Genomic DNA, 13,440 nt, shown 5'->3' with positions numbered 1-13,440 from the left:
GTGCTGCAATCCCCCGGGGGCACCCCCCGGACCCCCGGCCGAGGGCCTCTCGCCTCAGGAGTGTCAGTTCTGACCCGTAGAATCACCCCGTGGCAGGACGGATCAACGACGAGGACGTGAAGGCGGTACGGGACGCGGTCCCGATCGACGCCGTGGTGTCCGAGTACCTCCAGCTGCGCAACGCGGGCGGTGGCAACCTCAAGGGGCTGTGCCCGTTCCACGACGAGAAGTCGCCGTCCTTCCAGGTCAGTCCGAGCAAGGGACTCTTCCACTGCTTCGGCTGTCAGGAGGGCGGCGACACCATCACGTTCGTGATGAAGGTCGACCACCTCTCCTTCTCCGAGGCGGTCGAGCGCCTCGCCGCCCAGGCCGGCATCACCCTGCGGTACGAGGAGGGCGGCTACAACCCCTCCCACCAGCGTGGCGAACGCATCCGCCTGGTCGAGGCGCACAAGATCGCCGCCGACTGGTACACCGAGCAGCTCGCCACCAGCCCCGAGGCCGAGACCGGCCGGGTCTTCCTCGCCGAGCGCGGCTTCGACCAGGCCGCCGCCCAGCACTTCAGCGTCGGCTACAGCCCCCAGGGCTGGGACCACCTCACCCGCTACCTCCGCGGCAAGGGCTTCAGCGACAAGGAGATCCTCCTGTCCGGCCTCGCCCAGGAGGGCCGCCGCGGCCCCATCGACCGCTTCCGCGGCCGCCTGATGTGGCCCATCCGCGACATCGGCGGCGACGTCGTCGGCTTCGGCGCCCGCAAGCTGTACGACGCGGACAACGGCCCCAAGTACCTCAACACCCCCGACACGGCGATCTACAAGAAGTCCCAGGTGCTGTACGGCATCGACCTCGCCAAGCAGCACATCGCCAAGGCCAGCCGGGCCGTCGTCGTCGAGGGCTACACCGACGTCATGGCCTGCCACCTCGCCGGTGTGACGACGGCCATCGCGACCTGCGGTACGGCCTTCGGCGGGGAGCACATCAGGATCCTGCGCCGCCTGCTCATGGACAACGGCTCGGCCCGCGTGATCTTCACCTTCGACGGTGACGCGGCCGGCCAGAAGGCGGCCCTGCGCGCCTTCGAGGACGACCAGAAGTTCGCCGCCGAGACCTACATCGCCATCGCCCCCGACGGCATGGACCCCTGCGAGCTGCGCCTGGCCAAGGGCGACGAGGCGGTCGCCGACCTGGTCGAACCCCGCACCCCGCTCTTCGAGTTCGCCCTGCGCCAGATCGTCGTCCGCTACGACCTCGACACCCCGGCCGGCCGCGCGGCGGCGCTGGACGAGGCGGCCCCCATCGTCGCCCGCATCAAGAACAGCGGCGCCCAGCACGAGGTCGCCGTCCAGCTCGCCGGCATGCTCGGCATCCTCGACACCCAGTTCGTGGTCAAGCGGGTGGCCCAGCTGGCGCGTTGGGCCCGCGACCGCGGCGGCCGGGGCACCCCGGCGCCGGCGCCCCGCGGCGGACAGCAGCCGTACGAGGCCGCTCCCCGCCCCCGCTCCTCCGGCCCCGCCCTGACCCTCCGCAACCCCGTCTACGCCACCGAACGCGAGCTGCTGAAACTCGCCCTGCAGCGGCCCGAGTTGGTCTCCCCGGCCGTCGACGCGTACGGCGTGGACGAGTTCACCGCCGCGCCCTACGCCGCCGTACGCCAGGCGATCATGGACGCGGGCGGCGCCGATTACGGCACGCAGGACGGCCAGGAGTACCTGGTCCGGGTCCGCGAGGCCGCACCCGACGACACGGTCCGCGCCATGGTCACCGAGCTGGCCGTCGAACCGATCATGCGGCGCACCGTGGACGACGTGTACGCGGGCACGGTGCTGGTCCAGGTCCGGCGCCGCGCGGTGGAACGCCGCATCCGCGACATCCAGTCCCAGATGGCCCGCCTGTCCGCCGGCGGCGATCCGGCACAACTGGCCGCCGTACAGAACGAGTTGTGGGTGCTGCAGCAGTACGACCAGGCGCTGCGGGAGCACGGGGCCGCCGCCCTGTGAGGTGCTGGCCTACGGGACGGTAACCACCGGGTCACGCCGCGATTGCAAAAAGTCACCGCACGCCCCTCGTGGCGGCGATGTGTCGTACTCCACACTGGGTCCGGTGCCTGAGTCCTCGGAGCGCGGCCGATCCGTCCCACACGGGTCCCACACCCCCGCGGTTCCGCTCATCGCGTACGGGACGGACAGCGGCGTGGCCGCCGACTCCGCCCCCGAAGTACCGCTGCCGCACTCCTTGGCAGCGATCATCCTGGAGGTCGCCCCCGTGCAGACCCAGACCCTCACCCAGACCGACAAGAGTACGGACGCCACGGAGCCGGACGCCGAGACCGACGTTCTCGTCGCGGTCCCTCCGCAGAACCGTGTCGTGCACCACCCCGAGGCGGACCCGGTGGACGCCGACGACCCGCCCGAGCCGCCCGCCGAGGCGCTGGAGGCCGCCGAGCCGGAGGAGGCTCCCGTCGTGGAGCGCGCCCGCGCGGACACCAGCGGCCCGTCCTCGGACCTGTTCCGCCAGTACCTGCGGGAGATCGGCCGTATCCCGCTGCTCACCGCCGCCGAGGAGGTCGAACTCGCCCGCCGGGTGGAGGCGGGCCTGTTCGCCGAGGAGAAACTGAGCAACACCCCCGACCTGGACAGCCAGTTGGCCCTCGACCTCGACCACCTCGTCGTCATGGGCCGCATGGCCAAGCGCCGTCTCATCGAGGCGAACCTGCGCCTCGTCGTCTCCGTCGCCAAGCGGTACGTCGGCCGTGGCCTGACCATGCTCGACCTGGTCCAGGAAGGCAACCTCGGCCTGATCCGTGCGGTCGAGAAGTTCGACTACGCCCGCGGCTACAAGTTCTCCACGTACGCCACCTGGTGGATCCGCCAGGCCATGTCGCGTGCCCTCGCCGACCAGGCCCGCACCATCCGGGTCCCGGTCCACGTCGTCGAGCTGATCAACCGGGTCGTCCGCGTCCAGCGCCGCATGCTCCAGGAACGCGGCTACGAGCCGACCCCGGAGGAGGTCGCCACCCACCTCGACCTCGCGCCCGAACGCGTCAGCGAGGTCCTGCGCCTGGCCCAGGAACCGGTGTCCCTGCACGCCCCGGTGGGCGAGGAGGACGACGTGGCCCTCGGCGACCTGATCGAGGACGGGGACGCGGCGTCGCCGGTGGAGTCCGCCGCGTTCCTGCTCCTCAGGGAACACCTGGAGGCGGTCCTGTCGACGCTGGGGGAGCGGGAGCGCAAGGTCGTACAGTTGCGGTACGGCCTGGCCGACGGCCGTCCGCGCACCCTGGAGGAGATAGGCCGCATCTTCGGCGTGACCCGGGAACGGATACGCCAGATCGAGTCAAAGACCCTCAACAAGCTACGGGACCACGCATTCGCCGATCAGTTGCGGGGATACCTCGACTGAAGCCAACCAGGGGCGCGGGGCTGGATCAATATGCGGCTCCGCCGCGTGGGCGCGACCAGCCACGACGGACCGTCAGCCGACCGACGGCCCATCGTGGCAACCCATTAGTCGACCTCGGCCACCGCCTGCGCGAACTGCGCCTTGTACAGCCGCGCATACGCCCCGTCCGCCGCCAACAGCTCCGCATGCGCGCCCTGTTCCACGATCGACCCGTTCTCCATGACGAGGATCGTGTCCGCGTCCCGGATCGTAGACAGCCGGTGCGCGATCACGAACGAGGTACGGCCATGCGCGAGCTTGGCCATCGCCTTCTGGATCAACACCTCGGTACGCGTGTCGACCGAGGACGTCGCCTCGTCGAGCACCAGGATCGTCGGGTCGGACAGGAACGCCCGCGCGATGGTGATGAGCTGCTTCTCACCGGCGCTGACGCCCGAGCCCTCGTCGTCGATCACGGTGTCGTACCCGTCGGGCAGCGTCCGCACGAACCGGTCCGCGTGGGCCGCCCGCGCCGCCTCCTCGATCTCGCCCCGGGTCACGTCCCGGGACGCCCCGTACGCGATGTTCTCCGCGATCGTGCCGCCGAACAGCCAGGTGTCCTGCAGCACCATGCCGATCCGGGCGCGCAGTTCGTCCCGCGACATGGTGGAGATGTCGACGCCGTCGAGGGTGATCCGGCCGCCGGAGACCTCGTAGAACCGCATGAGCAGGTTCACCAGCGTCGTCTTGCCGGCGCCGGTCGGGCCGACGATGGCGACCGTGTGCCCGGGTTCGACCGTGAGCGAGAGGTCCTCGATGAGCGGCTTCTCCGGGTCGTACCGGAAGGAGACGTGCTCCAGCGCCACCCGCCCGCGCAGTTCCTCGGGCAGCGCGCCCGGCATCGGATCCGCCTCCTGCTCCTCCGCGTCCAGGAGTTCGAAGATCCGCTCGGCCGAGGCCACCCCGGACTGCACCAGGTTCGCCATGGAGGCGACCTGCGTCAGCGGCATCGAGAACTGCCGCGAGTACTGGATGAAGGCCTGCACGTCACCGATGGACAGCGCGCCCGAGGCGACCCGCAGGCCACCGACGACCGCCACCAGCACGTAGTTGAGGTTGGAGACGAACATCATCAGCGGCTGCATGATCCCGCTGTTGAACTGCGCCTTGAACCCCGCCTCGTACAGCGCGTCGTTCTGCTCGGCGAACAGCCGCGCCGACTCGTCCTGGCGCCCGAAGACCTTCACCAGGGTGTGCCCGGTGTACATCTCCTCGATGTGGGCGTTGAGCTTGCCGGTGGTGCGCCACTGCTGCACGAAGTGCGGCTGCGACCGCTTGCCGATCCGGGTGGCCACCACGAACGACAGCGGCACGGTCACCAGCGCGACCAGCGCCAGCAGCCAGGACACCCAGAACATCACCGCGAGCACGCCGATGATGGTCAGCACCGAGTTGATCAGCTGGCCCATCGACTGCTGGAGCGTCTGCCCGATGTTGTCGATGTCGTTGGTGGCACGGGACAGCACCTCACCGCGCTGCCGCTTGTCGAAGTACGACAGCGGAAGCCGCGACAGCTTCGCCTGCACGTCCTCGCGCAGCCGGAACATCGTACGGTTGACGCTCCGGTTCACCAGCCGGGTCGCGAACGCCATCAGCAGCCCCGCGACCAGGAACGTACACAGCGCCAGCAGCAGGACCCGGCCCACCGCGTCGAAGTCGATGCCCTTGCCCGGGGTGAAGTCGGTCGAGCGGAGCATGTCGGCGATCTGCCCCTGGCCCCGCTCCCGCATGGAGGCGAGGACCTGGTCCTTCGTCGCCCCGGCCGGCATCTGCCGTCCGATGATCCCCGAGAAGACCAGGTCGGTGGCCTTGCCGAGGATCTTCGGCCCGATCACGTTGAGCCCGACGCTCACCACCACGCACAGCAGCAGCGCGTAGATGGTCAGACGCTCCGGCTTGAACTGGGCGATCAGGCGTTTGCCCGACACCTTGAAGTCCATCGAACGGCTGTCGGGGCCACCGCCCTGGCCCATCATCCGCGCCATCGGCCCGGCCATCAGGCAGCCTCCGCTTCCGTCAGCTGGGAGAGCACGATCTCCCGGTAGGTCTCGTTGTCCGCCATCAGCTCGTGATGGCGGCCGGTCCCGACGACCCGTCCCTCGTCGAGGACGACGATCCGGTCGGCGTCCCGGATGGTCGCCACCCGCTGGGCGACGATCACCACGGTCGCCTCGGCGGTCTCCCGCGCGAGCGCCGCGCGCAGCGCCGCGTCGGTCGCGTAGTCGAGAGCGGAGAAGGAGTCGTCGAACAGATAGATCTCCGGCCGCTGGACGAGCGTCCGCGCGATCGCGAGCCGCTGCCGCTGACCACCGGAGACATTGGTGCCGCCCTGCGCGATCGGCGCGTTCAGCCCGCCCTCCAGCTTGCTGACGAAGTCCTTGGCCTGCGCCACCTCCAGCGCGTGCCACAGCTCCTCGTCCGTGGCGTCCGGATTGCCGTAGCGCAGATTGGTCGCCACCGTCCCCGCGAACAGGTACGGCTTCTGCGGGACCAGCCCGACCGTCTTCGCGAGCAGCTTCGGCTCCAGGGTGGACACCTCCGTGCCGTCCACCAGGACCTCGCCGTCGGTCGCGTCGAACAGGCGGGGGACCAGGCCGAGCAGCGTCGACTTGCCGCTGCCGGTCGAACCGATGACGGCGGTCACCTCACCCGGCCGGGCGACCAGGTCGACCGCCTTGAGCACGGGCTCCTCGGCACCCGGGTAGCGGAACCCGGCGCCCCGCAGCTCCAGATGCCCGTGCCGGCGCAGCTCGAGGACCGGCGCGCTCGGCGGCACGACGCTCGAGTCGGTGTCCAGCACCTCCTCGATGCGCTCGGCGCAGACCTCCGCGCGCGGCACCATCATGAACATGAAGGTGGCCATCATCACGGACATCACGATCTGCATCAGATAGGCGAGGAACGCGGTCAGGTCGCCGATCTGCATCCCGCCGCTGTCGATGCGGTGCGCGCCGAACCACACCACCGCGATCGACGACAGGTTCACGGTCGTCATGACCACCGGGAACATCAGCGCCAGCAGGTTGCCGGTCTTCAACTGCATCTCGGTGAGATCGCTGTTCGCCTTCCGGAACCGGTCCTTCTCGTACTCGTCCCGTACGAAGGCCCTGATCACCCGGTTGCCGGTGATCTGCTCGCGCAGCACCCGGTTGACGGTGTCCAGGCGGACCTGCATGGCCCGGAACAGCGGGCGCAGCCGCCGTACGATCAACGTCACACAGATGCCCAGCGTCGGTACCACGGCGACCAGCACCCCGGACAGCGGTACGTCCAGGCCGAGCGCCAGCACGATGCCGCCCACGCACATGATGGGCGCCGACACCATCAGGGTGAACGTCATCAGGGCCAGCATCTGGACCTGCTGCACGTCATTGGTCGTACGGGTGATCAGCGAGGGAGCGCCGAAGTGGCTGACCTCACGCGCCGAGAAGGACTGCACCCGGTCGAACACGGCGGCCCGTACGTCCCGGCCGAGCGCGGACGCGGTCCGGGCGCCGTAGTACACGGCCCCGATGTTGCACACGACCTGCGCCAGCGAGATGCCGATCATCAGGGCACCGAAGGAGAGGATGTAGCCGGTGTCGCCCTTGACGACACCGTTGTCGATGATGTGCGCGTTCAGCGTGGGCAGGTAGAGGGTGGCGCAGGTCTGCAGGAACTGCAGCAGCACCAGCACACCGATGGGTTTCTTGTACGGCCTGAGATAGGTCCGCAGTAGTCGTATGAGCACGCTACGTCTCTCGGAGTCGGCGATGGGGCGGGTTCGTTGCCCGTGGCCCCTATCGTCGGACACTCCACCCGCGTTACCTCAACCGATTAAGCCGACAGCGGTCCTCTTTGTCGTCCTACGGGCGGAACGCGCCCGGGTGTGTCTGCTCCCTGACCGAAACGTACTGCTGCCGCACAGCCTGCCCCACCGCCAACTCGTCGCCGGGCTCCAGTACCTGCGCCGCCGCACCCTGCCAGGCCGGCGGGGTGCGCGGATCGAGCGTGCCCTGCGAGGCACCGAGCGCCCACGCGGCCTGCCGGGCGGCCCCGATCGCCGCGTAGTCGGCGGGCTGCGGTACGACGACCTGCGCGCCGAACAGCGCGGGGGCCGCGGCCTGCACGGCCGTCAGCTCCGCGGCCGCCCCCAGCAGGAAGACCCGCCGCACCTCGACGCCCCGGCCGCGCAGCACGTCCAGCGCGTCCGCGAGCCCGCACAGCATGCCCTCGAACGCGGCCCGCGCCAGGTGCTCGGCCTTCATCGACTCCCGCCGCAGCCCCGCGAGCGTGCCCGCGGTGTGCGGCAGGTTCGGCGTCCGCTCACCCTCCAGATAGGGCAGCAGGACGAGCCCGTGCGCCCCCGGCGTCGACTTCATCGCCAGGTCGGACAGGCTCTCCAGGTCGGGCAGCCCGAGCAGCTCGGCGGTCCCGCGCAGGGTCCGTACGGCGTTCAGGGTGGTGACGACGGGCAGGTGCATGCCGGTCGCGTCGGCGAGGGCGGTGATCATCCCGGTGCCGTCGACGAGGGCCTCGGGGTGCACGGCCATGACGGACCCCGACGCGCCCAGCGACACGACCGCGTCCCCGAGTCCGATGCCCAGCCCGAAGGCGGCGGCCATGGTCTCGCCGGTCCCGGCGGAGATCAGCAGCCCCTCCGGTGTCGTACCGGCCGCCTCCGCCGGGCCGATCACCTCGGGCAGCATGGCCTGGTGACCGAGCGCCAGCTCGAGGAGGTCGGTGCGGTAGTTGCCGGTGGCGGCGGACCAGTACCCCGTCCCGGAGGCCCCGCCGCGATCGGTGGTCCGCCGCACGGGCCGTCCCAGCAACTGCCAGACCAGCCAGTCGTGGGCCTGCATGAGGATCGCGGCGCGCAGGGCGGCGTCGGGTTCGTTCTTGGCGAGCCAGCGCAGCTTGGTCACGGGCTGCGCCGCCTGCGGTACGCAGCCCACGGCCTGCGCCCAGGCCTCCCGCCCGCCGAGCGCGTCGATGAGGTCCGCCGCCGCGACCTGCGTCCGCCGGTCCGCGCCGACCATCGCGGGACGCACGGTGTTGCCCTGCGCGTCCAGCGGGATCAGGGCGTTCTGCTGCGCCGAGACGCCGATGGCCTGCACGCCCTCCAGCAGCCCGCCGCCGGCCGCCTCACCGAGGGACAGCAGCCAGGCCTGCGGGTCGACGTCCGCGGGGCGGTCACCGTCCACCGGATGCGGGGCGTACCCCTGCCTGAGCACGGCGCCCGTGTCCGTGTCGCAGACGACGATGCGAGTGAAATCGGGCGAACTGTCCAACCCGGCGACTATCCCCATGGCGCAAATTCTATGGGCCACCCGCCATGGGGATGTGTGCCGTCGCCCGCCCAGAACCTATGTATCGCTGGTGCCCCAGTCGTCCTCGCGGGCCCCGTTGTGGCTGCGGTCCCGCAGCGAACGCACCCGCTGGGTCACCTGGGTCACCGAGTCCGGCACCCGGTCGCCGACCTTGTCGCTGACCGCGTGGTACGCCTTGTCGGCGAACTGGCGGCCCTGCTGTGCGGCCGACTCGGCGGTGTTGCGGACGGCGGGGTTCTGGGCGACCTGGCGGGCGGATTTCTTCAGCTGTTCGTAGCGTTCGCGCCCGGCACGCGTGCCGAGCACGTAACCCACGGCCAGGCCGACGACGAACGTGAGCTTGTAGCGCATGGAGGCCACCCTTCCCTCGTGTAGGTCGGCGCCGGGGGAACCGATTGGCGGAGCACCCCCCTGCTTGCGCTAATGTATGTGTCGCAGCGAGCGCCCGCCCCCTGGCGAATACCCAGGTAGGTACGTTCGATGCAACGAGGCATTCCTCCGTAGCTCAATTGGCAGAGCAGCCGGCTGTTAACCGGCAGGTTACTGGTTCGAGTCCAGTCGGGGGAGCTCGGTCCTCCGTAGCTCAATTGGCAGAGCAGCCGGCTGTTAACCGGCAGGTTACTGGTTCGAGTCCAGTCGGGGGAGCATGCTGAACGAGGGCCCCCGAAGGGGTCCTTTTTCATGCCCTCACCCCCACCCCGGGAACCGCGCAGGTCACGGCGGAGTCCTCAAGGGCATGCGAAGTCGCCCCTGCGAAGCAGGAGATCGTATGAGCGGCTATGCTGCGGCAGACGGCGCGTACACATGTACGCGACACGCCGTACGGGGCGGTAGCTCAGCCGGTTAGAGCAGCGGACTCATAATCCGTCGGCCGTGGGTTCGAGTCCCACCCGCCCCACCACTCGCTACGCGAGGAGAAACCTTCTGACCAGCAACTTAGCTGAGGGGTCGGGTGACTTGAGAGATCTTGGCGGCTCTAGTGGATCAAGGAAACATGATCCAGGGGCCAGCCAGGGGCCAGAGGGTCAGGCCGCCTGCGCGGGGCCCTCATCAGGGGCCGAGTCGTCCCCCTCGGATGCTGCCGTGGAGTCCTCGGGGGGCTCCACAGCCCCGTCCTGATCCTTCTTCTTGGGGCTGGCCTTGCGCTCGGCGCGGGGCACCGTGGCGATGGTCGACTCCGCCTCGGCGGTCATCAGCTGGGGCAGGACGCTGGTGTACGTGTCCGAGGTGATCTGCCGGGAACTGTGGCCCAGCCGCTCCTGCACCACCTTGATGTCGTTCTTCGCGAGCAGCGAGAGAGTGGCGGAGATGTGGCGCAGATCATGAAGGCGGACGGGTGGGAGCCCGGACAGCTCGACCAGCCTCTTGAAGCGCCGACTGATCCAGTCCGGGTGGTACGGCTCGCCGTTCTCCTGGGTGAAGACCCGGTCCGACTCGGTCCAAGCCTGCGCACCGGACCACTGCGTGCGTTCCTTCTCTTGGGTGATCCGCCACGCGCGAAGCACTTCTACCGACTCCGCGCTCATGGAGATCGTGCGGACGCTGTCGGCCTTCGGGGGTTCTCCGTACAGCCGGTACGCGACTTCGACGATCTGAGCGGAGACGCGGAGCCAGCGGGTCGTCAGGTGCACCTCCGGCCACGGCAGTGCGCACATCTCACCGCGTCGTGGTCCGAGGAAGATGAAGGTGTGCCACAGGGGGTAGAGCCGGTCGTCGCTCACGAAGTCGAGGAACTGGCCAGTTTGTTCGGGGGTCCAGACCATGACCGGGCCCGGCTTCTCGCCCGTCCGTCTCCACTGCTCGACGCGCTCTGGTGTCCACACCAGCGGCTTGGGCCGTTTGGCTGCTGGAAGTTCGACCAACTGGGCCCAGTTGGTCGAGTACTCGCCTCGTTTGATGCCGATTCCCAGGAAGGAGCTGAGGGTGGCGTTGATCCGGTGCATCGTGGCGGCGCTGGTGATCTTCCGCTTGCCCTTGCGGCCCTCCCGCAGCGCGGCGTTGGCGTCGAGGTAGGTGCGGCGTGCGGCACGGCGCTCCTCCTTCTTGCCCGCGGCGCGTACCCACGCTTTGTAGGCGGCGTCGCGAGCTTCCTGCAGTTCGACCACCTCGGCGTGGTGGAGGAGCCGCAAGGCGTTCTGACGCTCGATCGCGTCGTACATGGCCTCGATGTGGCGCAGCTTGAGTTCGCGCCGCTTGACGTGACCGAGGTGCGGTTCGAGGTAGAGGTCGATGTGCTCCTCGTAGCCGTGGCGGGTGGTACGGGCCAGGCTCCGCTTACGCTTGAGCCAGGCCCGCAGGTCTTCACCGACGGTGGTGTCGCTGAGGACGTCGGTGCCGCCGAAAGCCTCGCGGTACACCTCGGCGGCCTTCTCCTTCGCCGCGTCCTTGGTCGCGAACCCGCCCCGCCGCGCGCGTTGCCGCCTGCCCCCCTCGCCGGGATCGACGTCGAAGGCGAAGTACCAGGTCCCGTGGCCCTTGCGCGTGAGCTTGGGGCAGGTCTGGCCGATGTCCTTCATCTTCCGTGAGCCGTCGGCCTTGAATATGGGCTCCCCGTCGTCGTCTGTCGCCGGCGCCTTGCACTGGCAGCGTTTGAAGTAGTTGATGTCTGACACGCTTCTCCCCGAGTCGTGGCATGTGGATCTTTTGTGCCGGTCCTTGCCGAACCAATGCATATCTTGCCCCAACACTCCAGTGTTGACGTATCCTTATGGCACGTTGGCGTGGGGGAGAACGCGACAACGGGAATGACAACGAAGGACGCATCTGTAGCGACGGACACCGGGGTCAGTTCGATGACCTTGGAGGAACTACTCGCGCTGCCGCCGACCGTGAACGTTGTGACGGCTGCGCGGGCGCTGGGGATCGGCACGCACAAGGCTTACAACTTGATCAAGGAGGGGTCTTTCCCCGTACAGACGCTCCCTCTGGGCGGCACGGTGAGAGTCCCCACCGCTGCACTCTGGCAAGTGCTTGGGGTGACGCCCTTGGTGCAGTGATCTCTGTAGCCCGCCGTCGGTCTCGCTGGGCCATAGCTCGGAAGTGCCGTGGCCTAGGATCAGGCGGCTACGGGCGCACGACGAGAACGGACCACCGCATGCCACGGCTCTACGGTTTCGATGACGCCTCACGTCGTCGGCTACGTGACGACGAAGTGGACCCACTCCGCCAGATGGTGAGCCGGGCGCTGAGCAATCTGTCCAACCAGGACGTTGCAGTATGGGCGAACGGTGAGGGCTACCGGGGAACGCTCGGCGGGGAGTGGAAGGACGCGTCGGTTGGACGGCTGTTCCGCAACCCCGCGATCGCCGGGCTGCGCTACGACGATGACGGCGAACTCGTCGACGCGGGTCACCCCGGAGCTATCACGCGCGAAGAATTCGAGGCCCTTCTGGAGAGGGAGAAGGCTCGCAGCACGAAGGATGCGGTGCCTGCGTACGACTACCTCCTGACTGGCGGTGGCAGCACCTGCGGCAAGTGCACAAAGGATCTTGGAGGCGCCCGTACCAATTCGGGCACGCCTGGATACCGCTGCCGTCCGAAGGACAAGAGTGGGAGCGGCGGTTGCGGTGAGGTCCGGATTGACGCCGAGCTGTTGGAGGACTACGTCGGCGAGAACGTCGCGGCGGAACTCCTCAAGCCCGGCATCCGAGCCCAGATCGCCAAGGCTCAGGCCGCCGTGCGCAAGCAGGTTGCGGACCTCAAGCGGGACATCGAGGACCTGGAGGGTCGCCGGGCGGAACTCGGGAGGCTCTACGGCAGCCGAGAGATCAGCAGCGAGGCACTGGTAGCCGGAGAGCGCGAGATCGCGGCCAACCTCAAGGACCTGCGTCCGCGCCTTCGCTACGCGGAGCAGATGGCGAACTTCTCACTCGGCCATGCCGAGGACCTGGTGAAGTGGTGGAACACAGCACCGACCGCGTCGAAGAGAGCCATCACGCTGCTCCTTCTGGAGAAGATCGAGGTGTTCCCCGCGAGCGCCCGCGGCGTCCGGACGATCGAGCCGGGTCGAGTCGTCCTCCACTGGCGCAAGCTGCCCGGCGTGTCAGGTGGCTGAGGCCGTCACCCTCGTTGCGAGCCGCCTGCCCACCATTGCCATGGTCAGCCCGGTGATCAGTGCGATCACGGCGAGCCCGGCCAGGAGTGGAGAGACGAGCTCCTCGTAGCGCAGCGGCCACGGGTGGCCCAGGTAGTGAGTAACCAGGTAAGACCCCTTGCTGGCAGCGTAGGCCACTCCGAGGAGTGCGGAGATCGAAGACAGGCCGAGACCACGGGCTGACCAGGCGTGTCCTGCGCGCCGGGCAACGAGCGCCATCCCGGTGCACAGGAACGCGATCTCGCCGCAGGTGATCGCCACGTAGCCCAGGTAGACCATGAGGTAGACGGTGACACCCGGCACGACGGCGTACTCGGTCGTGAACTCCACGCTCTCGTCAGTGGTGTTGACGAAGAGCGGCAGCATCGCCGTGAGGACGCACACTGCCAACGCGATACGTGCGTACAGACTGGCCTTCAACACCTCGTGGTTGTAGGACCAGTCCACGAGCATCAGCTGAAGGCTGCCGCACCACACGACGGCGCAGATGTGCGCCCTGAAGTTCCCCCAAGGCCGGGTAGTTAAGGTTTCCGGCCGGGGTGCAAGGCGGGGCGGGACGGGGCCCGTCGCGGTGTGCAGAACGTGATCAACGCGGCCCCG

Annotated in this window: 9 protein-coding genes and 3 tRNA genes; 6 read left to right on the top strand and 6 right to left on the bottom strand. The window is 68.8% G+C overall.

Annotated features, from left to right (window positions below; all coding sequences use genetic code 11):
* Positions 1–89: 89 nt before the first annotated feature.
* Both dnaG and ACIRVK_RS14325 read left to right on the top strand, forming a co-directional pair.
* Positions 90–1,997, top strand: a complete 1,908-nt coding sequence (gene dnaG, locus ACIRVK_RS14330) for a DNA primase (RefSeq protein ID WP_404246677.1) — start codon at positions 90–92, stop codon at positions 1,995–1,997.
* Between the two features lie 103 nt (positions 1,998–2,100).
* Complete coding sequence (locus ACIRVK_RS14325; protein WP_404246675.1) at positions 2,101–3,399, top strand: RNA polymerase sigma factor; 1,299 nt, start codon at positions 2,101–2,103, stop codon at positions 3,397–3,399.
* Positions 3,400–3,503: 104 nt separating this feature from the next.
* Here ACIRVK_RS14325 and ACIRVK_RS14320 read toward each other — a convergent pair whose 3' ends face one another.
* From ACIRVK_RS14320 to ACIRVK_RS14305, 4 genes are all read right to left on the bottom strand, one after another.
* A complete protein-coding gene (locus ACIRVK_RS14320; RefSeq protein WP_404246673.1) occupies positions 3,504–5,435 on the bottom strand; it encodes an ABC transporter ATP-binding protein in 1,932 nt (643 codons plus the stop codon).
* Entirely contained in the window at positions 5,435–7,168 is a 1,734-nt protein-coding gene (locus tag ACIRVK_RS14315) for an ABC transporter ATP-binding protein (RefSeq protein ID WP_404246671.1), read from the bottom strand. Before ACIRVK_RS14315 ends, ACIRVK_RS14320 begins: the two co-directional genes overlap by 1 nt.
* Positions 7,169–7,283: 115 nt before the next feature.
* The gene (locus ACIRVK_RS14310; RefSeq protein ID WP_404246669.1) at positions 7,284–8,726 is read right to left on the bottom strand and encodes an FGGY family carbohydrate kinase; all 1,443 of its coding nucleotides are present in this window, start codon (positions 8,724–8,726) and stop codon (positions 7,284–7,286) included.
* A 57-nt stretch (positions 8,727–8,783) separates the two neighbouring features.
* Positions 8,784–9,098: a YtxH domain-containing protein gene (locus tag ACIRVK_RS14305; protein WP_404246667.1), complete on the bottom strand. Its 315-nt coding sequence runs from the start codon at positions 9,096–9,098 to the stop codon at positions 8,784–8,786.
* Positions 9,099–9,241: 143 nt separating this feature from the next.
* On the opposite strand from ACIRVK_RS14305, the gene ACIRVK_RS14300 reads away from it, so the two are divergent.
* The 3 genes from ACIRVK_RS14300 to ACIRVK_RS14290 all read left to right on the top strand — a co-directional run bounded on the left by ACIRVK_RS14300 (position 9,242) and on the right by ACIRVK_RS14290 (position 9,648).
* Positions 9,242–9,314: transfer RNA gene (locus ACIRVK_RS14300), tRNA-Asn, on the top strand.
* Between the two features lie 5 nt (positions 9,315–9,319).
* Positions 9,320–9,392 (top strand) — tRNA-Asn (locus ACIRVK_RS14295).
* A gap of 179 nt (positions 9,393–9,571) precedes the next feature.
* Positions 9,572–9,648, top strand: a tRNA-Ile gene (locus ACIRVK_RS14290).
* A 124-nt stretch (positions 9,649–9,772) separates the two neighbouring features.
* Here the strand turns inward: ACIRVK_RS14290 and ACIRVK_RS14285 are convergent.
* Positions 9,773–11,359 carry a tyrosine-type recombinase/integrase gene (locus ACIRVK_RS14285; protein WP_404246666.1) on the bottom strand — a complete coding sequence of 529 codons (1,587 nt, stop codon included), beginning with the start codon at positions 11,357–11,359 and terminating at the stop codon, positions 9,773–9,775.
* 482 nt (positions 11,360–11,841) lie between these two features.
* Between ACIRVK_RS14285 and ACIRVK_RS14280 the strand changes: the two genes are divergently transcribed.
* On the top strand, positions 11,842–12,801 hold the full coding sequence (locus tag ACIRVK_RS14280; protein ID WP_404246664.1) for a recombinase family protein: 960 nt from the start codon (positions 11,842–11,844) through the stop codon (positions 12,799–12,801).
* Here ACIRVK_RS14280 and ACIRVK_RS14275 read toward each other — a convergent pair.
* The gene (locus ACIRVK_RS14275) at positions 12,790–13,293 is read right to left on the bottom strand and encodes a hypothetical protein (RefSeq protein WP_404246662.1); all 504 of its coding nucleotides are present in this window, start codon (positions 13,291–13,293) and stop codon (positions 12,790–12,792) included. The genes ACIRVK_RS14280 and ACIRVK_RS14275 overlap by 12 nt on opposite strands.
* Between the last annotated feature and the right edge of the window lie 147 nt (positions 13,294–13,440).

The organism is Streptomyces sp. NPDC101152 (genome assembly GCF_044768275.1).
In the GTDB taxonomy this organism is placed as follows: Bacteria; Actinomycetota; Actinomycetes; order Streptomycetales; family Streptomycetaceae; genus Streptomyces.
This window is presented reverse-complemented; position numbering and strand designations above follow the sequence as displayed.

Bases quoted from the DNA above. Each gene is read 5' to 3' on its own strand.
- ACIRVK_RS14320 (WP_404246673.1), bottom strand. From the start codon at position 5,435: ATGGCCGGGCCGATGGCGCGGATGATGGGCCAGGGCGGTGGCCCCGAC.
- ACIRVK_RS14310 (WP_404246669.1), bottom strand. From the start codon at position 8,726: ATGGGGATAGTCGCCGGGTTGGACAGTTCGCCCGATTTCACTCGCATC.
- ACIRVK_RS14305 (WP_404246667.1), bottom strand. From the start codon at position 9,098: ATGCGCTACAAGCTCACGTTCGTCGTCGGCCTGGCCGTGGGTTACGTG.
- ACIRVK_RS14280 (WP_404246664.1), top strand. From the start codon at position 11,842: ATGCCACGGCTCTACGGTTTCGATGACGCCTCACGTCGTCGGCTACGT.
- ACIRVK_RS14275 (WP_404246662.1), bottom strand. From the start codon at position 13,293: ATGCTCGTGGACTGGTCCTACAACCACGAGGTGTTGAAGGCCAGTCTG.